This is a genomic window from Blastocatellia bacterium, from assembly GCA_025055075.1.
In the GTDB taxonomy this organism is placed as follows: domain Bacteria; phylum Acidobacteriota; class Blastocatellia; order HR10; family HR10; genus HR10.
Genome location: JANWYV010000054.1, coordinates 42,904 through 61,397 on the forward strand (window position 1 = coordinate 42,904; position 18,494 = coordinate 61,397).

Consider the following 18,494-nt stretch of genomic DNA (forward strand, 5'->3'; position numbering starts at 1 on the left):
GGTTCCCTTTCCTGCTTGAAAGGGAGATGGTCATCCTCGAACTGTTCCTGCTGCTTGCTGTAGGGGTGAACGGAGAGGATGGTTCGGTGGCTCAAGCCGCCAATGCCCTCCGCATCTACGTGAACGAGCAACCGGCCGGGCACGAGACGTTCTCTGTCACGAAGACCGAGACGCACATCACGTGGACGGGTCGCGCTTCGCTCGAGCTCCGTTCGTTCTCGATCGCCATCGGCTCTTTCACGCTCGTCACTGATGCTCAATATCGTCCTCGTGAAGCCCACGTGAGGGCGACCATCGGCCCTTCGGAACAGGAAGTGCGCACGACGTTCGCCGACGGCAAGGCGCGGAGCGAGATCACCGTGGGGGGGATGAGGACGACAAAAGAAGACAGCGTCTCGCCGGATGCGCTCGTCGTGCTCTCGAACGTTCCCTTCTTCATCTACGAAGTCTTGGCACAGCGCGTGGACCTCTCTCGAACGGAGCCTCAGAATTTTCGCGCTTACGTCCTTCCCCAAATTGAGCTGCCGCTCACGGTGCGCGTCAAAGGGCGCGAACGTGTCCCGTTCGCCAACCGAGCGGAAGATCTGATCCATCTGGAACTCGCGCTCACCCAGCCGACGGGCCAGATGGTCTCGATGGAGATGTGGGTAGACGATGCGCGCCGCTTGATCAAGCTCATCCTTCCCGGCTTACTTTTCATCGAGGCCTACCGCGAGGGATATGAGAAAGCGATCGCGAGCATCGCGCCGAAGGATTACGAGGCCCTGGAGGTGACCTTCCCCTCCGAGGCGATCATGCTGGCTGGGACGCTTACGCTTCCGAAACAGCGCTCTCACCCATTACCGGCTCTTGTCCTGATTGCTGGCTCTGGTCCCCACGAACGCGACGAGAATGTCGCGGGCGTGAAGGTCTTCGAACAAATCGCCGATCATTTGACGAGACACGGATTCGCCGTCCTGCGGTACGACAAGCGTGGAGTGGGGAAGTCCCAGGGAGATTATCCTACGGCGACAACCTACGATTTCGCCGATGACGCGCACGCCGCTGTGCGATTCCTCCGCACGCGACCGGAGATCGCGCCGGATCGGATCGCTCTTATTGGCCACAGCGAAGGCGCCATCGTCGCCTTGCTCGTGGCTGCCCGAGACCCAAAACTCGCGGCCATCGTCCTCATGGCTGGTCCCGCCACAAGCGGGGAAGAGGTCATTCTGGAACAGCAAGCTTATTTACTCCGGAACCTTCCGGAGAAGGATCGGCAGGAGCGCATCGCCTGGCAGAGGAAGATCCTCGAAGCGGTTAAGACCGATCGGGGATGGGAAGAGATCGAACGCGCTCTTCCTCCCGAAGCGCGCGCGCAATTGGCGGCAGCACGTTCGCCGTGGTTTCGAGAATTCGTGCGGCTTCGACCGCTCGCCCTTCTGGAGCACCTCGCGTGTCCGATCCTCATTCTCCAAGGAGGGAAGGATACACAAGTCTTCCCTCACCATGCCGAGGCCTTCTCCCGTGCTCTTCAGGCGATTGGTAGAGTCCCCTACGAGGTGAAGGTCTTCCCCACGCTCAATCACCTCTTTCACAAGGCCGAAACCGGAGACATCTCAGAGTACGGGAAGCTCACCAAGCAGCTCGATGCCGAATTCCTCACTGTCCTCACCGAATGGTTGCGAGAACGCCTGAAGGGGAGATAAATGAGCGAGGGCCGTGAGAAACCAACAAGGCCTCGCTCGCCAATCTCCCAGCAGGACGTCAGCCCTCAATGTGGGACCTGATGATCGGCCGCGCCCTCCGTCCCAATGGACACATTGGGTGCGAAAGGGAACGAGTCTCCATCGCTTGGGCCGCGCGAAGGTCAACGAGAGGCTGCAGGAGCAGCTCGCTTGATCGCTTGAACATTCAACTCGATCTTGACATCGTTCCCGACGACCAATCCCCCGCCTTCAAGCGCACGGCTCCAGGAGACGCCATAATCGAGCCGATTGATTGTGAGGCCAGCTTCGACCCCAAGCCGCGTGTTCCCCCGCGGATCCCTCACGACGCCGAGGATTCGGAAGGGGATCGCCACTTCCCGAGAGACGCCGCGCATCGTCAGCGTCCCGATGCAAACGTAGTCGTCCCCACGCTTCTCGATCCGCGTGCTCACGAAGGTGATCTCCGGGTATTTCGCCGCGTCGAAGAAATCGGGGCTCCGGAGATGGTTATCGCGATCGGCGTTTCCCGTATCAATGCTCGCCGTCTTGATCGTGACGCGCACCGAGGACTTCGTGATGTCCTTCTCATCGTAGACGATCGTCCCGGAGAACTCGCGAAATCGTCCGCGCACGTTCGTCACCATCATGTGACGGACGGAGAATTCGATCGAACTGTGCACGGGATCAATGACGAACTCGTCCGCGCCCCAAGCGGGGACGAGCGCCCCCACCAAGATCGCGATGACCAACAAGACGCGAGAACCTCTCATGTTCCCCTCCTCTCACAAGGTCTTATGCGTCCCATCGCAATAGGGAGCATTTTTCGTGTGCTTGCATTGACACAAGGAGACCTTCCTCGATTCCGTGACCTCGAATCGAAGGGGGGTGAACTCCGTCCCTTTATGGGACCCATCGCAAAACGGCTGATTTTGCGATCGTCCACACCGACACCAATAGTAGGTCCCTGGTTCCAGGATCAAAACCGCGGGCTTCTTGAACGCGATCATCGGTTCACTCATACAGTGACCTCCAGAGATGAAAGCTGTGGGGAGCTCCCAGGCGAAGATGCCCACGAGATCCCACGTTCACAAAATGCCGTTTCGAGCCGATGAATAATGATGCGTGCCGTAACCAAATTTCCGTGCGCGTTCGATCCGTCGTTCGTGCGGAATCGGCTTTCACCCAACCTCACCCCGCTCGCCTGAACCCGAATGAGGATCACATGTATCACATGGCTCGGAGATTGTCAACCTCATCCACCTCCCGATCTCCTTCGACGTTGATCCGCGAAAGCAGGTGGGCGCTCTCTCGCACGAAAATCTTCTTGACGAATGAGGCCAATTCCCATCATACTACGCTCGCGATGTGGCGAAATGCGGGAATGCGGATCGGATGGCCCTTTCATGCGGATGGAGCTTCGCGTGGGATTTCTCTTCGAGTGGTAGCGAGGAGGGGATATGACGAGCTCATTGGCACACGGCGATCGGCTCATGCACCTGGCGACGCACGAACGGATCCTCCAACGGATGACCGAGGTCCTGGAATGCACCCGGCAGCTCGCGATCCTGAACGTCGCCGCCGCAGCCACCTCCGACATTTGTGATCTCGACGCTCTGCTCCAGAACGCGCTCGAGCGTCTTCTCGAACTCCTCTCGTTCGAGGCGGGAGCGATCTATCTGCGGGAGAGCGCGCCCTCGCGCGATGCGGATCGCGCGGAGTCCTCCCGAGCTCTTCGCCTTCGGCTTTCACGGGGTATCCCTCCGAGCTTCGCCGAGCTGCTGGAGCGCGCTTCCGTTGGTGAGGGACCCATCGCCGATGTCGCCGCTGCAGGAGAGCCCCTTTTTCTCGAAGTCTCAACCGTGGAACCGCTGCCCTATCGGCACCTGATCCGACGCGCAGGTTTTCATATCTTCGCGCTCATCCCCCTCCGCGCTGGGGATGAGACGATCGGGGTTCTCTTGCTCGCGAGTCGAACCTCTTCAATGCCTGGTGTTGGCGAGAGAGCGCTCTCCTCGACAGATGCCCTCGCGAGCGGTATTCGCGCGAACATCCTCCGTGATCTCCCAGCGGAGTATCGCTCGGCATTCTCCCTGGCGCTCGGAAATCTTTTGGGGACGGCGATCGAGAACGCGCGCCGATACCGGGAGATGGTGAAGCACGTTCAGCGAGAGCGCCATCGGGTTGAGTTATGGCAGCGCGTCGGTCGCCTTGCGACGACGCTCCTAGCTCGTTCTTTGCAGAGAATCCCGCGCGAGGGAGGAATGATCGCGCCGGTGAGCGAAGACGAACTGCTGGCAGAAGCTTGTCGCCTGATTCAAGAGGCGTTCGGCTTGCCGAATGTCTCGATCTTCAAGCTTGACGAGTCGGCCGAAGAGATCGTCCTCGTGGCGACGCAGAGCCGATATGCCCGACCCGCCCCCTTGGGCTATCGGCAGAGTATCTATGTGGGCACGCTCGGCTGGGTCGCGCGGCATGGGGAAGCCCTTTTGGCGAACGATGTTTCCATCGAGCCCCGCTTCGTCCGTTACCACGCGGAGACGCGGGCGGAATTTGATCTCCCGATCAAAGTCCATGGTCGTCTGATTGGGATCGTGAGCATCGAGAGCGATCGCCCCCATGCGTTCACCGAAGACGATGTGATCGCCCTTCGGTGGATCACCGACCACCTCTCCTGGCACGTGGAGAACACGAGATTCGCGGAGATGCTCCGGCGACAGCTCGAACACGCGACCGAATCGGAGCGTCTGCATCGAATGGTGATCGAAGCCCTTGGCGATGGGATCGCGATCATCCAGGACCGACGCATTCGATATGCGAATCGTCGCTGGACGGAACTCGTGGGACTTCCGGCTGGAGAATCGTCTGTCCTCTCAGACTTTCTGGCTCTCGTTCGGGAAGAGGATCGCGATCGCTTGCGTGCGCTCCTGGACACGGAGTCACGATTGGAGATGGCTTCTCCAATTGAGCTTCGATTCACACGAAAGGATGGCGGCGAAATCGCCCTTCAGGTCCAGAGCGTACCGGTCGAATATGAGGGGAAGCCCGCCGTAGGTGTGATCCTGAGCGAGAGAGGACGCGAACGATCGTCCCTCGAACGGCGTCTTCAAGCTGAGAAGCTCGCGGCCCTCGAACAGCTCGTCTCGGGCATCGCCCACGAGCTGAACAATCCGCTCACTAGTGTGCTCGGATATGCGGAGCTGCTGCTCGCCCACGAGCCTTTGAGCGAGAGCGCGCGACACGACCTACAGACGATCATCGAGCAAGCACAGCGTGCGAAGAAAGTCATCCAAAACTTGCTCGCTTTCGCTCGTTTCTATCGCCCGGAGAAAATCACCATAGATGTCAACGACGTTCTTCGCGCAGCGCTCGACGCCTATCGCGCGCGCACGCCATCGAGCCCACTTCGCGTGATCTTGAATCTTGCGCCGGATCTGCCTCGCATCTGGGCGGACCGCAACCTCCTCGAACAGGTTTTCTTCAACATCATCCTCAACGCCGAACATGCCGTTCAGCAAGCGCGCGGGCACGGGACGCTCCTGGTCGAGACGCGGATGAAGCGATCGGGTGGTGAAGGTTCCCCTCACGAAGTGCTCGAAATTCGCTTCACTGATGACGGCCCCGGCATCCCGGCTTCTCATCTTTCCCGCATCTTCGACCCGTTCTTCACGACGAAACCTCCGGGCGTAGGGACCGGTCTGGGACTCTCCATCTGCCATGGGATCATCAAGGAGCATGGAGGCGAGATCTATGCCCTCAGCGAAGAAGGTCATGGGGCCACGTTCGTCATCGAACTCCCTGTCTCCCCTGCCGGAAGAGCGAGAGAGTCAATCCCCACGAATCACTCTCCTCACCTTCGTTGAATGGGGCAAGCGATTTCACTAAGGCAGATTGAGGGGGAGCGAGGGAGCGCGTAAAAACGTCGTTCCCAAGGCGCGATACCGTCGGATGAGGGGATCGAAGGAAACCCGTTGTCCGTTCTCCCGTCGGAGCAATCGAAGGAGGAGATGCGCGTGAAGCTCTTCCAAGCGGAATCCGAATTGGCGCGCCGTCTTCAGCGCCATTCGAAAATAGCGCTCTGCCCGCCCCGGCGCGCCATGAAGCAGATGAAGCTCGCCCTCTCCGAGCCATACGTAAATTCTTCCACGCATATCGCGCGTCTTTCGGAAGAGCCGATCCGCTTCGCGGAAATCCACGCGCGCGCGCTCATAATGGCCGAGCATCTTGTAGGCCGTCGCTTCGCCCCAGAGCGTGTAGGCGTAGCTCACCTCATCGCCGATCGTGCGATAAAGCGCCGTAGCGCGCTCGAAGAACTCCAAAGCGCGTTCGTATTCGCCTCGCATCCGATGCGCGTTGGCGATGCCGCAGAAGGAATACGCGCGACCGAACGTGTCGCGCAGACGGCGGAACCGATCGTTCGCCTCCGTATAGAATTCGAACGAAGCGGCGTACCGCCCCATCACGCGCGAGACGCCACCGAGGCCGCAGAGAGCGTAAGCAGCCCCCACCCGATCACCGGCGCGCTCATACCATCGCCAGGCGTCGCGGAAGCTCTGATAGGCGGCGCGCAGGTCACCGCTCAGGCGAAACGTCCCACCTCGCGCCCAGAGCAAATAGGCGCGCCCGAAATCATCCCCTATCATCCGATACACGCGTTCGGCCTCGCGGAAGAGACGCAAGGCTTCGGTCAACTCTCCCACCGCTCGCACGGCCATCCCCTCTCCCATAAGGGCATCGGCCGCGCTCACGTCTTCGCCCAATGCCTGCGCCAGGCGCGCCGCGCGTTGATAAGCGCGTCGCGCTTGTCGAAACCTCCCAAGCAGCCGCAGACAATGGCCCTGGGCCAACGCGCACTCCATAAGCCCTCGCTCATCTCGCTCGCGCGCGAAAACTCGCTGCGCTTCGCGATAGTGCTCGAGCGCTTCGGCGAACGCCCCCCGCTGCCGTTGCCGTTCCGCCAGGGCGAATAGCTGACGTCCTCGCCGCATTCCTTCCCCCCACGACGTCCTCAGCACGGGCGCCTCCTTCTCGCCTAGGAGGCTGGCGACTCACTTCGCTCCAACCCGGCTTTCACCAACGCCAACAGTTCCTCCAACGAACAAGGTTTTGACAAGCGCAAGCTCCCCGTCTCACGGAGGAAGACAAGCGCTTCTTCGCTTAAGATGTCCCCCGTCAGGAAGACCATGCGACGCACCAGGGAAGGAGCCACTTGTCGGACACGCTCGTACAGTTCCCTCCCTCCTATCCCCGGCATACGCAGATCGGCGATGATCAGATCGTACTGTTTCCGCTCGATCATGGAAAGCGCTGTCTCTCCGTCGAGCGAGATGTCGACATCGTAATGAGCCGCTCGCAACGCGCGCGCGATCAATTCAGCGATCGGCCTCTCGTCTTCCACGACGAGGATGCTTCTCGATCCGATAGGTGATTCGGCGGCCTTCTCGACAGAGGGATCGCGACTTCCCATGGTCATCTTCGCAGAAGAGAATCCCTGACGAACGTACTGCGTCAGTGATCGTACGGCTTCAATGGCCGAGCGCGCCTCTCGTTTGACAAATTCGAGAGACTCCTGGACATCGGGCGCTTCGACCACTTGGCGCGCCAGATGGGCATGAAGATGAATGCTCGTCAGCCGATTGTTAACCTCGTGCGCCATCTGCGAGAGCCTCTCCACCAAAGCCGAGAGAGGTTCTGCCGAAGAAGGCGAGACTATCGAGCAATAATGCGCCCACTCATATCGCGCTGAGATCTCCGCTGAGAAGGCTTCGGCCATCAAGCGAACCAACTCGCGCACGTGGCTTAACTGTTCATCCGAAATGGCCCATCGTCGCGCTTGTTCACGGCTTGCTCCGAGAGCGGGATTCCCCGTCGGAAAGAGCGCCTCCAGGACTTCGTTCGTGAAGAAATGCTCGAGGGGAAAAGCCGCCACGGTGATGGCCGCTTTCGGATACGTCTGCTCATGGTACGTCAAGAGGATGGGGCAGCTCCACAAGGTGGAGCGTCCGCCGACGCAATCAGCGATGACGGGCTCCCGTCGCTGCATCGCCAGAAGCGATGCTCGCCACGTGTCGTGCACGCATCGGGAGGAACCCGCCATCTCCAGCCTATTCAGCTCATGACAAAGTGGCGACCTCACTCGCATCGGCGCGACATCGGGATGAATCGGCCGCGGGGACGCTTCATCGTATAGATAGATGGACGCCTCCATCCGCGTGATCTCGCTCAAGTGCACTTGCGCTTGAAGGAGTTTCTGCGGATCGAGCAATGCCTCCAAGGGGACGCGCTCTGGAGGCAAGAGATTCCCCTCGGCGTCCATGCACCGCCGCACGTCGAAGATCCATCCGCTCTGGAGCTTCATCGCCCCCTCCTTCTCAGACAGCGACCCCATCCATCGGATAGCCTCCAGGTCCGCGCGCGCTCACGGCGCATCATGGTTTTCCCTCCGATGTCCGGCGGACGACCACAGTTTGGACATACCGCTGCAAGAAGTCGCGAGCGCGCTCCGATTCGCCGGCTGCCTGCCACGCGGCTGCGGCAAAGAGCAGGTTCTCCTCCGATCCTCCCAGCTCCATCGCGCGCACGAAACTCTCGGCCGCGGTGCGATACTCGCCGAGGGCGAAACGCGTCTGTCCCAACCAGTGATGGTATAGGCCATTGGAGGAATCCCACCGTATCCCTTCTTCCAAGATGCGTTCCGCTTCCGCATATTGACCAGCGCGAAATCTCTCGATCGCGCGATCCAAATGCGCATGCGCGCGCTCGGTCGTCGAGAGCGAAACACCCCCTCTCTCAGCCCGCCATCGTTCGACATTCATTCCCGCGATGAAGAGCACGATGGCGCTGAGCAGCGCTACGAGCAACACCACGCCATACGCGCGACCCAAACGGCGCAGATCCATCGTCAACGAGCGCTCCGATTCCGAAGGAAGAACACGACGCCCCGCTGATGCCTCGGAAGCATCCGACGCGGTCGAGAGCGATGGGTGTCCCTCCGCCGTCGATTCGAGGAGCCCTCGGCCTTCCCATTCGACTCCGCGCTCGGATCGACTGGGACGCGGGGACACCGAATCCACGCGCACGACGAGAGCGGTGAAATTATCGCGCGCGCCTCGCTCGTAGCACAGTTCCTTGAGCCGATCGCATACCCGCTGTGGATCCGATTCCCGCGCCAAAAGGTCCTGCAGTTCCTCATCGGTCACGTGGCGCGTGATCCCATCGGTGCACAGCAAGAAGACCGTATTCGGCTCCAGCCCAATCTTCTTCATGTCCGGGATGACCTCTTCGCCAATGCCCAGGGCCCGTGTGAGGACATACTTCTTCGTGTACTCCAAGATGGAGAATCCGCCCAAATGCTCGGCTTCGACGAGCGTATGGTCAATCGTTTCGCGATAGAGCTTCCCTGCGGCGAAGCGATAGACGCGGCTATCGCCAATGTGACAGATCACCGCGTGTCGTGGCTCCAGAAGCAATACGGCGAGCGTCGTGGCCATGCCGCTCAATGATTCCTCGCTCATCGCCATCTCGCGAAGCGCTCCGTTCAGATATGCGATCACTTGCTCCAAATATCGCATGCGGTCGCCGCGCGTTTTTCTGGAGAAATGATGACGGAGGATCTCCATCGCCGTCCGGCTGGCAATCTCCCCCGCATTCTGTCCTCCCACGCCATCGGCCACGGCGAACAAGCCCACATCGTCCAATACCACGTAGCTATCCTCATTCACCGGACGGCGAGGATTCAACCCGCGATCGGAGACGAGACCATAACTCCCCCTCTTGAACGGTTTGGCCATCGTGCTCATGACAACTCTCCCGCTGCGTGGCTCGGCAAACCGCCCTTGCCCATCCGCTTCAGTCCCTTTCGAGGGGAACTGCACTTCACCCACTCCGGCCGAGCGACATCCCTTCACACCATCGCCCGCGTGATGGCCTCTCGCCCCATTGTTCCCGAAAGCCGAGCTCGCATATCCGACGGTGTAATTGTAATCTTCGCCCGACCCAGCGGCAACGCGAGATGGACCGAGGGGGGATGTGAGCCACGCGGTAGCGCGAGGGAGGCCGCTCATTCCCCAACGACCTTGATCACTACGCGCTTGCGCCGACGTCCATCGAACTCCGCATAGAAGACCCGCTGCCATGTCCCTAGATCCAGCTTCCCATTGGTCACCGGTATGATGACTTGATGATGGAGGAGCAAGCACTTCAGGTGCGCGTCTCCGTTGTCTTCGCCCGTGGCATGATGGCGATACGGGGCACCGTAGGGAGCGAGTTTCTCCAACATCTCATCGAGGTCCTGAAGTAATCCCTCCTCGTCGTCGTTGATATAAACGCCCGCCGTCGTATGGAGGGCAGAGACCAAGACCAGGCCTTCTCGAATCCCACTCTTTTGCACCGCGCGCTCCACCTCGCGCGTGATGTTGATGTACTCGCGCCGCTTCTTCGTGTGAAACTCCAGATACTCCGTATGCGACTTCATCTCCCCCTCCCTCGTGGATGAGTCCGCGATCAATCGCGCTTCAAGACGATGACCGCCAGTGGAGGCAGCGTTACGCGAACCGAGTACGGGCGATCGGACCAGGCGATGGGTTCGGCCCGAATCGGCTCGGGATTGCCATGGCCGCTCCCTCCATATTCTGGCCGATCGCTGTTGAAGACCTCCCGATACTCGCCCGGTTCCGGGACGCCAACGCGATAGCCCAGGCGCGGCACCGGCGTGAAATTGCAGATGAAGATGAGGAACGGAGCCTCACGACGCGCGCGCCGCAAAAAGGCGATGATGCTACACTCCCAATCGCGAAAATCAATCCACTCGAATCCCTCTGGCTCGAAATCGCGCTCGTAGAGCGCTGGCTCGGCCAGATAAAAATGGTTCAGGTCGCGGACGTACCGGTGCAGTTGGCGATGCGGCTCCTCTTCGAGCAAATGCCAATCGAGGCTCGAAGAGACGTCCCATTCGCGCCACTGTCCGAACTCGCTCCCCATGAAGAGGAGCTTCTTGCCCGGATGACCGAACATGTATCCGTAGAGGAGCCGCAGATTCGCGAACTTCTGCCAGCGATCGCCAGGCATCTTCTCTATGAGCGAGCGCTTCCCATGCACCACTTCATCGTGCGAGAGCGGCAGGATATAGTTCTCCGAGAACGCATACATGAGCGAGAACGTCAGATCGTTGTGGTGATACTTGCGATAGATCGGATCCTTGGCCATATACCGCAGCGTGTCGTTCATCCACCCCATATTCCATTTGAACGTGAAGCCCAATCCGCCGAGATACGTCGGACGCGAGACCATGGGCCAGGCCGTAGATTCTTCGGCGATCGTCACCGCGCCAGGATACAGCGCGTGCACCCATTCGTTGAATCGTCGAAGAAAAGCGATTGCCTCCAGGTCCTCGTTCCCGCCATAGATATTGGGCACCCATTCGCCCGGTCTTCGCGAGTAATCCAGATACAGCATCGAAGCGACGGCATCCACGCGCAGCCCGTCGGCATGATAGCGATCCAGCCAAAAGAGCGCGCTCCCGAGCAGGAAATTTCGCACTTCGTTCCGGCCATAGTTGAAAATCAGCGTCCCCCAATCCGGATGCTCCCCGCGACGCGGATCGGCATGCTCGTACAAATGCGTGCCATCGAAGAAAGCCAACCCGTGCGCATCCCTGGGAAAGTGCGCGGGCACCCAATCGAGGATCACGCCGATTCCCCACTCGTGCAGCGTGTTCACGAAATATGCGAAATCATCGGGCGTCCCGTACCGACTCGTCGGCGCATAATAACCGACGGCCTGATACCCCCATGATCCGTCGAACGGATGCTCCAAAATGGGCAAAAGCTCGACGTGCGTGTACCCCATCTCCTTCACATACGCGGCCAACTGATGTGCGGCCTCTCGATACGTGAGCGGCCGATGTCCCTCTTCGGGCACACGCCGCCAGGAACCGAGATGCACCTCATAGATGTTCATCGGCGCATCCAGGGCATTCCGACGCGCGCGCTCTTGCATCCACGCTTCATCGGCGAAGCGACAGCGCGAGAGATCGAAGACGATCGTCGCCGTCTTGGGCGGAGGCTCGAAGAAGAAACCGTAGGGATCGCTTTTCAGAAGCAGCACGTCCCCATATTGCGACTTGATCTCAAACTTGTAGAGCGTGCCTTCCGGAAGGTCGGGAATGAAGAGTTCCCACACGCCACTGGTCCCTCGCACCCGCATGGGATGCCGGCGTCCATCCCAAGCATTGAAGTCGCCGACGACACTGACACGTCGCGCGTTCGGTGCCCAAACGGCGAAATGGACGCCGCGCACGCCCTCAATTTCGCGCACGTGCGCACCGAGTTTCTCATAAATGCGTTGATGCGTGCCCTCGCCGATGAGATAGAGATCGAAATCGGTGAGCACAGGAGGAAAGCTATATGGATCGAGGAATTCCCGGATTTCTCCTCCGCTCACCGTGCGAAGCCGATACGGGAGAGGCTCCGTCTCTCCCCAGAGGACAGCTTCGTAAAATCCATCCGGATGCACACGTTCCATCGGATGCACTTGTCCCGAACGAGCATCTATGACGAAGGCTGTGTCGGCCTCTGGCAAGAAGGCGCGAATGGCGAAGCCTGATTCTCCTTCGCGCGCGACTGGATGCCTGCCTAAGATGTGAAACGGATCGGCGTGTTCGGCCCGCACGATCAATTCGATCTCTGCTGGCGATGCCGTGCTCATACTGGCAAGGTCTCGCGAAGCCCGCATATAATGCCCATCTCGTCGGCTCGGCCTCAATGGTTGGGAGGGAGGATGCGACCGAGCGCGCACATTTTAATCGGGCTTCCCGGCTCTGGCAAGAGCACGCTCGCGCGGCGCCTGGCCGAGCAGCATGCGCCAGCTTCGATCATCAGTTCCGATGAGATCCGCAAGCACCTTTACGGTGATGAAGCTATCCAGGGGGAAGCCGCGCGAGTGTTTCGTCTCGCGCGCTCGAATTTGCTGGCCGCCGTGCGCGCGGGACGCAATGTCATCTATGACGCTACGAACGTCAACCCGAAATTCCGCCGCCTGACGATCCGCGAGCTGCGCGAAAGCGGCGTTCGATGGATCATCGGCTACTGGCTCGATGTGCCGCTTCCCCTCTGTCAAGAGCGGAATCGCGAGCGCGATCGCGTGGTTCCCGAAGCCGTCCTGCGCCGCATGCTGGAGGAATTGCGTCGATCTCCTCCCACCTTCCATGAAGGATTCGATGAGTTGGTAATCACCGGAGCGGACGTCGAGATCTGCGCTGACCTCGTGGGGAAATGACGTGCCCGCGTCGCCCCCATGCGGGCCGTCATGCCATCCACTGCAGGAGCAGCGTCGCGAGCCCGAGCATGATGGTCACGCTCGCGACGTCCTGAAACGCCGTCTCGAAGGGACCGGCCGTCAACGCGGGGTCAAAGCCCAGACGTTTCGAGAGCATCGGGATCACTGTCCCCACGACTCCCGAGAGATTGATGGCGACGAACATCGAGAAGCCGACGACGAATCCAAAGACGGGATCGAACCATGTGCCGCGCTCCGCCATGCGTTGCCACCCATGCCAGAAGCCACCGACGAGGAAGATGAGCGGACCCAGGATCGCTCCTAAAATGAGCGTCGTCCGAAGCTGCCGCCAAACCGGACGCCACCAATCTTTCAAGCTGATGTGTCCCGTCGCCAATCCCCGCACGACGATCGTCGCCGATTGCAGTCCCGTATTCCCCGAGATCGCTTGAATGACCGGCATGAACGACGCCAGAAGAATGACCGTCCCCAGCGTATCATCGAACCGATGGATGACGACACCAGCGATCAGTTCAATGAGGACCGTCATGAGGAGCCATGGCAAGCGCAATCGGGCGATCTCCCCAGGCGTCCGCCGCTCCAACTCCGCGGCATCCGATCCGACCATGCGGAAGTAATCTTCGGTCAGCTCCTCCTGAAGGACATCAATCACATCATCCACAGTTACGATCCCCACGAGCCGGTTCTCGTCATCCACGACGGGAACAGCCATGAGATCGTACTTCGAGACAACGCGCGCGACTTCCTCCTGATCCGTGCTCGTGTGCACACTGATGACGTCCGTGGACATGATCTTGCGCAGAGGCGTGCTCGGAGGATTGAGCAACAGTTGGCGCAGGCTCACGACTCCGACGAGATGATGCCGATCGTCCACGACGTAGAGGTAGAAGACCATCTCCAGCTCGTCGCTCTTGCGCTGCAAGGTGGAGATGGCCTCGCCGACGGTCATGTCCTCATGCAACGCGAAGACATGAGGATTCATGATGCGCCCGGCCGTGTTTTCCTCGAACTGCAGCTGATCCACGACATCCACCGACCGGGCGACATGCATCAGCTCGAGCACGCGCTCGACCAATCCCGGAGGTAATTTGGAGGTGATCTGCGTCGCATCGTCTACGGGGATCTTCTGCAGGAGGTCGGCGATCGTCTCCGGTTCCAAGTGGGCGAGGAGCGAAGCCGCTTCCTCCGGCGGCATCTCGCTCAAGGTCGAAGCTACAAAATTCCCGTCTTGCTTTAGCAGAGAGCGGAAGGCGAAGAGTCGCTCCCCATCGGTGAGGTTCCCGAAGATGACGGCGACGTCGGCTGGACGCATCTTGCGGAGCAAATTCACGAGGTTAGTACTCGCCCCAATGCGCGCCAATTTGCGCGCCGACTCGATGGCCAGGTCGAGTTTCCGCTGGTACGCCATCCTCAGTTTTTCGTCCTCGTCCCGTCATCTTCGCCAAACACCTAAGAATGACAAATTTCGCGCCACTTTTCAACGGAAATCTCCGGAAGCGAAAATTTTTCTGTCCCGGCTTCGACGAGAGGGCACCGTACGACGCGGTCGCCACCGATACGCCTCAATCGCCACTTGATCCTCGGCGAGAAACGCGACACCTTCAGCTCGCAGGAGATCGCGCTGAAGCTGCTGCAGCCAGAGCGCGCGCCGACCAATAGTCAAACGTCCATCGCGATTGACCACCCGATGCCAAGGAACATCGGGAGGGCAAACCGCGAGCGCCCATCCGACCACGCGCGCCGAGACATTCGCCCGGCAGAGCGCCGCGATGTCGCCGTAAGACGCCACGCGCCCGCGCGGAATGCGTCGCACGAGACGATAGATCTCAGCAAAGCATCGGCCTCGAACCCTTTGATGGGCCGATTCGTTCCCTCTGGCGGTCCTTCCTTCACGCTCCCGCATGACGTAATGCTCCAGCAAGCGCGAGCATGATGTAAATCAGAACGATCGCTTCAAGAGCATCCAACACACCAATCACGGTGAGCGCCGTGCGCGCTCGCGCGCGAAAGGAGGGAGCAGGCTTCGAATCCTGTTGCAGGTGAGCGACGGCCTGCGACGTCGCCCCTGTCCACTCGTTGGCCGCCCATCCAAACCAGTGATAGAGAACGACGAAGAGGACAGGCCCCCATGCGAGCGCCCCCGGATAGGCGAGCGCATAAAGGAAAAGCAACGTGAAGTACACGGCTTCCAACCGAATCAACCCGGTCAATTGACCGAGTCCTTCGATCTCGCGCGGCGTGAGTGTCGCTGGGACATCCGAGGTCACTCGCGCCAGCGCCCGCAATCGAGTCCATCCGAGTACGTTTATCCCCAGACAGAGCAGCGTCAGCGCGAGCATCCCCGCGGTCACCACCTGAAACGTCCTTCCCGCCATAGGGCAAGTATCATGTTCAAAGAGGAACCCAGAAGCAAGTGAAGAATTCGCGATCCAAATGAAAACGATGATGAAGGACGGCCATCGGACGCATGAGCTTGACGTATGTGAGCACAGGCCGATATAACTTCACCTTCGTTCGACGAAGAGAATTTCCGGAACACGGCGAGGAGGAAACCAATGGCCGGACAAATGGTTGAATTCACGGCGAACGGGAAGACGGCGTCGGGGTATCTTTCGCTCCCTGCCGAGAAGGGTCCCGGCGTCGTTGTCATTCAAGAGTGGTGGGGGTTGGTGGATCACATCAAAGATGTCTGCGACCGCTTTGCGGCGGCCGGATACGTCGCTCTGGCTCCCGATCTGTATCATGGGCAGACGACGAAATCCCCCGATGAAGCGGGAAAGCTCATGATGGCGCTTCGAATTGATGAAGCCGAGAAAGAGCTGCGGGGAGCGATCCAATACCTGCTTGCTCATCCGTCGGTCGAACCGAAGAAGGTCGGCACGATCGGATTCTGCATGGGGGGAGCGCTCTCGCTCTACGCCGCGTGCGAGAACCCTCAGGTGAGCGCATGTGTTGTCTTCTACGGCGGGCATCCGAATGTGAAACCGAAGTTGGAGAAACTGCACGCGCCCGTGCTCGGCATCTATGCGGAGCGGGATCAATTCGTGACGCCGGAATCGGTGCGTCAATTGGAAGCGCAGTTGAAGCAGCTCGGGAAGACGGTCGAATTCCACATTTATCCGGGAGTGGACCACGCGTTTTTCAATGACACGCGACCGGAAGTGTACAACCGAGAGGCTGCGGAAGACGCCTGGCGGCGAACTTTGGAATTCTTCGGCAAATACTTGCGCTGAGGCACTCCGCGATGCGGATCTTGGCTCGAGCGTTTCGAGACGCCGAAGCGCTCGGGCGCACGGAAGCGGCTCATCGCGTGGCGTCCTTGATCAATTCCGGCGAGATGCGCGCGAGAGAGACAACGTCCTCACGCCTCGCTCGCAGAATCGGCGACAGCCATTCCCATGATGTGATAGCCGCCATCAACGAAGAGGATCTCGCCGGTGATGCCGCGTGAGAGCGAGCTCACGAAGAAGAGGGCGGCATCAGCCACTTCGGCTGGATCGGTGTTGCGCCGAAGTGGGGCGGTCTGCGCCACGTGTTTCAGCATGCGGGAGAAACCGGGAACGCCGCTGGCAGCGAGCGTCTTGATTGGACCGGGCGAGAGTGCGTTGACGCGAATCCCCCGCGGCCCAAGTTCGGCAGCGAGATATTTTACCGTGGACTCAAGCGCGGCCTTGGCCACGCCCATGATGTTGTAGCCTGGCATCACGCGCTCGCTCCCCAGATAGGTGAGCGTCACGATGCTCCCCCCGTGCTCCGCCATAAGCGAGGCCGCACGACGCGCCACGGCGATGAGCGAATAGACGCTGACCTCATGGGCGATGCGATATCCCTCTCGCGACGTGTGAAGGAATGCCCCTTCCAAATCCTCGCGCGGAGCGAACGCGACCGAGTGAATGAGGAAATCGAGATGCTGAAACTCACGCGCGAGTGTTTGGAAGACCGCCTCGATCTGCTCCTCCTCGGTCACATCGCACGGGAGAATGAGCGGAGGATGCCGCAAGGTTGCTGCCAGTTCGCGCACGTTCTCTCCGAGCCGCTCATTTTGATACGTCAGCGCGAGCCGAGCGCCCGCTTCGTCGAAGCGCTGGGCGATCGCCCACGCGATGCTCCGCTTATTCGCGACACCGAAGATGATCCCCGTCTTCCCTTCGAGCATAGGCCCAAACGATACCCGACGACGCCGGAGGCGTCAACTCCCCACCGATTTTTGACAGCCTCGGCGCAAGCAGCTAAACTCTCCGCTTTCGCGATCGAATGATACGGAGGGGATGCCGTGCTGGACACCTTTTGGGATGTTCTCAAGGATCTCCTCCTTGGACTGGGTCCGGCGGGGATGATCCTCATTGCCACGCTCGACTCCTCACTCCTCTCAATCCCAGAGATCAACGACGTGATTGTCGTCACGCGCGTCCTCCACCATCCGGCGGAAGCGCTTTATTGGCCGCTGCTCGCCGCCACGGGATCTGTCCTCGGGTGTCTCCTCCTCTACACGCTCGCTCGCGTGGGCGGCGAGGCGTTTCTGCGCCAGCGATTCTCGCCCGAGAAGGTGCGTCGCGTGGAGCGGCTTTACGCGCAATATGGAGCGTTCGTATTGCTCATCCCAGCGTTGTGTCCTCCACCAGCGCCCTTTAAGATCTTCGTCGCGACGGCTGGGGCGCTCCGATATCCGCGCATGAAGTTCATACTGACGATCTTGCTGGCGCGATCCGCGCGATATTACATCGAGGGGGCTCTCGCCTTGATCTACGGTCACGCCATCTTGCGATACATGCGCGAACATGGGGTCACGATCGCACTCGGAATCGGAGCGATCACGGTGATCGGCTATGGGATCGTGCGCGTGCTTCGGCGGCGCGCGCCGCTGTTCGTTGATGACTTGCCCCCCTCCTCGGCGGCGAATCCCTCTTCGCTGGATCCCGAGCATCGGCGCGCATGAAGGCCATGGAAGAAATCCTGCTCGACCTCGGCTTGGTGGGCCTTTTTGTGATCGCGCTCCTCGATTCGGCGATGCTCCCGCTGGCCGGAGGTCCAGACGGCGTCTTGGTGCTTCTCTCCATGTGGAATCCCACACGGGTCTGGTTGTATACCGGAGCCGCGACGATCGGGTCCGCGCTCGGGTGTCTTGTCCTCTACACGCTCACGCGGCGAGTGGGCGAACGCATGCTCTCGCGCCTCTCTCCATCCCGTCAAGAGCAGCTCCGCCAATTCCTCAATCAATACGGTCTTCTGGCCATTGCCCTCGCTGTCTTCCTTCCTCCTCCATTTCCGGCAAAACCGACGCTCGTTATGGCTGGGATCTTGGGGATACCGCGCGAACGATTTCTCATGGGGGTCCTACTGGGACGCCTGACGCGTTATGGACTAGAGGGTTATCTGGCGGCGCGGTTCGGGTCGGCAGCGATGTCCCTTATCAAACGTGCTTCGCCGTGGTTTCTTCTGGGCGCGGCCGTTCTCGTGGTGTTCTTAATCCTCCTGAAGAAACGACGTTCCCCATCCGCCAATCAAAATGAAGCGTAG

At 60.1% G+C, this 18,494-nt stretch carries 17 protein-coding genes; 6 read left to right on the top strand and 11 right to left on the bottom strand.

Features of this window, described 5'->3' with window-relative positions; translation table 11 throughout:
* Window positions 1-26: 26 nt before the first annotated feature.
* Window positions 27-1,685, top strand: a complete 1,659-nt coding sequence (locus NZ746_12610) for a lysophospholipase (GenBank protein ID MCS6818198.1) — start codon at window positions 27-29, stop codon at window positions 1,683-1,685.
* Window positions 1,686-1,846: 161 nt separating this feature from the next.
* Here the strand turns inward: NZ746_12610 and NZ746_12615 are convergent, their stop codons facing one another.
* Together NZ746_12615 and NZ746_12620 are read right to left on the bottom strand one after the other, a co-directional pair.
* Window positions 1,847-2,455, bottom strand: coding sequence for a YceI family protein (locus NZ746_12615; GenBank protein MCS6818199.1), 609 nt, complete (start codon window positions 2,453-2,455; stop codon window positions 1,847-1,849).
* A gap of 12 nt (window positions 2,456-2,467) precedes the next feature.
* Complete coding sequence (locus tag NZ746_12620; protein ID MCS6818200.1) at window positions 2,468-2,704, bottom strand: CDGSH iron-sulfur domain-containing protein; 237 nt, start codon at window positions 2,702-2,704, stop codon at window positions 2,468-2,470.
* A 438-nt stretch (window positions 2,705-3,142) separates the two neighbouring features.
* Here NZ746_12620 and NZ746_12625 point away from each other — a divergent pair, with 438 nt between their 5' ends.
* The gene (locus tag NZ746_12625) at window positions 3,143-5,545 is read left to right on the top strand and encodes a GAF domain-containing protein (GenBank protein ID MCS6818201.1); all 2,403 of its coding nucleotides are present in this window, start codon (window positions 3,143-3,145) and stop codon (window positions 5,543-5,545) included.
* Between the two features lie 18 nt (window positions 5,546-5,563).
* Here NZ746_12625 and NZ746_12630 read toward each other — a convergent pair whose 3' ends face one another.
* The 5 genes from NZ746_12630 to glgB form a co-directional block, all read right to left on the bottom strand.
* Complete coding sequence (locus NZ746_12630; protein ID MCS6818202.1) at window positions 5,564-6,697, bottom strand: tetratricopeptide repeat protein; 1,134 nt, start codon at window positions 6,695-6,697, stop codon at window positions 5,564-5,566.
* 17 nt (window positions 6,698-6,714) lie between these two features.
* The gene (locus NZ746_12635; GenBank protein ID MCS6818203.1) at window positions 6,715-8,040 is read right to left on the bottom strand and encodes a response regulator; all 1,326 of its coding nucleotides are present in this window, start codon (window positions 8,038-8,040) and stop codon (window positions 6,715-6,717) included.
* Between the two features lie 70 nt (window positions 8,041-8,110).
* Window positions 8,111-9,481, bottom strand: a complete 1,371-nt coding sequence (locus NZ746_12640; protein MCS6818204.1) for a protein phosphatase 2C domain-containing protein — start codon at window positions 9,479-9,481, stop codon at window positions 8,111-8,113.
* A gap of 260 nt (window positions 9,482-9,741) precedes the next feature.
* Window positions 9,742-10,155, bottom strand: a complete 414-nt coding sequence (locus tag NZ746_12645; GenBank protein ID MCS6818205.1) for a secondary thiamine-phosphate synthase enzyme YjbQ — start codon at window positions 10,153-10,155, stop codon at window positions 9,742-9,744.
* 29 nt (window positions 10,156-10,184) lie between these two features.
* Window positions 10,185-12,386, bottom strand: coding sequence for a 1,4-alpha-glucan branching protein GlgB (gene glgB, locus NZ746_12650; protein ID MCS6818206.1), 2,202 nt, complete (start codon window positions 12,384-12,386; stop codon window positions 10,185-10,187).
* A 72-nt stretch (window positions 12,387-12,458) separates the two neighbouring features.
* Here glgB and NZ746_12655 point away from each other — a divergent pair, with 72 nt between their 5' ends.
* Window positions 12,459-12,956, top strand: a complete 498-nt coding sequence (locus NZ746_12655) for an AAA family ATPase (protein ID MCS6818207.1) — start codon at window positions 12,459-12,461, stop codon at window positions 12,954-12,956.
* A 28-nt stretch (window positions 12,957-12,984) separates the two neighbouring features.
* On the opposite strand, the gene mgtE is transcribed toward NZ746_12655, so the two are convergent.
* The 3 genes from mgtE to NZ746_12670 all read right to left on the bottom strand — a co-directional run bounded on the left by mgtE (window position 12,985) and on the right by NZ746_12670 (window position 15,352).
* Window positions 12,985-14,385: a magnesium transporter gene (gene mgtE / locus NZ746_12660; protein ID MCS6818208.1), complete on the bottom strand. Its 1,401-nt coding sequence runs from the start codon at window positions 14,383-14,385 to the stop codon at window positions 12,985-12,987.
* Between the two features lie 69 nt (window positions 14,386-14,454).
* Entirely contained in the window at window positions 14,455-14,802 is a 348-nt protein-coding gene (locus tag NZ746_12665) for an MGMT family protein (protein ID MCS6818209.1), read from the bottom strand.
* Between the two features lie 64 nt (window positions 14,803-14,866).
* On the bottom strand, window positions 14,867-15,352 hold the full coding sequence (locus NZ746_12670) for a hypothetical protein (GenBank protein ID MCS6818210.1): 486 nt from the start codon (window positions 15,350-15,352) through the stop codon (window positions 14,867-14,869).
* Between the two features lie 180 nt (window positions 15,353-15,532).
* On the opposite strand from NZ746_12670, the gene NZ746_12675 reads away from it, so the two are divergent.
* Window positions 15,533-16,210 (top strand): dienelactone hydrolase family protein, encoded by a 678-nt coding sequence (locus NZ746_12675; protein MCS6818211.1) that lies wholly within the window; start codon window positions 15,533-15,535, stop codon window positions 16,208-16,210.
* A 128-nt stretch (window positions 16,211-16,338) separates the two neighbouring features.
* On the opposite strand, the gene NZ746_12680 is transcribed toward NZ746_12675, so the two are convergent.
* Window positions 16,339-17,133 carry an enoyl-ACP reductase gene (locus NZ746_12680; protein MCS6818212.1) on the bottom strand — a complete coding sequence of 265 codons (795 nt, stop codon included), beginning with the start codon at window positions 17,131-17,133 and terminating at the stop codon, window positions 16,339-16,341.
* A gap of 117 nt (window positions 17,134-17,250) precedes the next feature.
* On the opposite strand from NZ746_12680, the gene NZ746_12685 reads away from it, so the two are divergent.
* On the top strand, window positions 17,251-17,913 hold the full coding sequence (locus NZ746_12685) for a VTT domain-containing protein (GenBank protein MCS6818213.1): 663 nt from the start codon (window positions 17,251-17,253) through the stop codon (window positions 17,911-17,913).
* 5 nt (window positions 17,914-17,918) lie between these two features.
* Window positions 17,919-18,494 (top strand): VTT domain-containing protein, encoded by a 576-nt coding sequence (locus tag NZ746_12690; protein ID MCS6818214.1) that lies wholly within the window; start codon window positions 17,919-17,921, stop codon window positions 18,492-18,494.

Bases quoted from the DNA above. Each gene is read 5' to 3' on its own strand.
- NZ746_12610 (MCS6818198.1), top strand. From the start codon at position 27: ATGGTCATCCTCGAACTGTTCCTGCTGCTTGCTGTAGGGGTGAACGGA.
- NZ746_12615 (MCS6818199.1), bottom strand. From the start codon at position 2,455: ATGAGAGGTTCTCGCGTCTTGTTGGTCATCGCGATCTTGGTGGGGGCG.
- NZ746_12620 (MCS6818200.1), bottom strand. From the start codon at position 2,704: ATGAGTGAACCGATGATCGCGTTCAAGAAGCCCGCGGTTTTGATCCTG.
- NZ746_12625 (MCS6818201.1), top strand. From the start codon at position 3,143: ATGACGAGCTCATTGGCACACGGCGATCGGCTCATGCACCTGGCGACG.
- NZ746_12635 (MCS6818203.1), bottom strand. From the start codon at position 8,040: ATGAAGCTCCAGAGCGGATGGATCTTCGACGTGCGGCGGTGCATGGAC.
- NZ746_12640 (MCS6818204.1), bottom strand. From the start codon at position 9,481: ATGAGCACGATGGCCAAACCGTTCAAGAGGGGGAGTTATGGTCTCGTC.
- NZ746_12645 (MCS6818205.1), bottom strand. From the start codon at position 10,155: ATGAAGTCGCATACGGAGTATCTGGAGTTTCACACGAAGAAGCGGCGC.
- glgB (MCS6818206.1), bottom strand. From the start codon at position 12,386: ATGAGCACGGCATCGCCAGCAGAGATCGAATTGATCGTGCGGGCCGAA.
- NZ746_12655 (MCS6818207.1), top strand. From the start codon at position 12,459: ATGCGACCGAGCGCGCACATTTTAATCGGGCTTCCCGGCTCTGGCAAG.
- mgtE (MCS6818208.1), bottom strand. From the start codon at position 14,385: ATGGCGTACCAGCGGAAACTCGACCTGGCCATCGAGTCGGCGCGCAAA.
- NZ746_12670 (MCS6818210.1), bottom strand. From the start codon at position 15,352: ATGGCGGGAAGGACGTTTCAGGTGGTGACCGCGGGGATGCTCGCGCTG.
- NZ746_12675 (MCS6818211.1), top strand. From the start codon at position 15,533: ATGGCCGGACAAATGGTTGAATTCACGGCGAACGGGAAGACGGCGTCG.
- NZ746_12680 (MCS6818212.1), bottom strand. From the start codon at position 17,133: ATGCTCGAAGGGAAGACGGGGATCATCTTCGGTGTCGCGAATAAGCGG.
- NZ746_12690 (MCS6818214.1), top strand. From the start codon at position 17,919: ATGGAAGAAATCCTGCTCGACCTCGGCTTGGTGGGCCTTTTTGTGATC.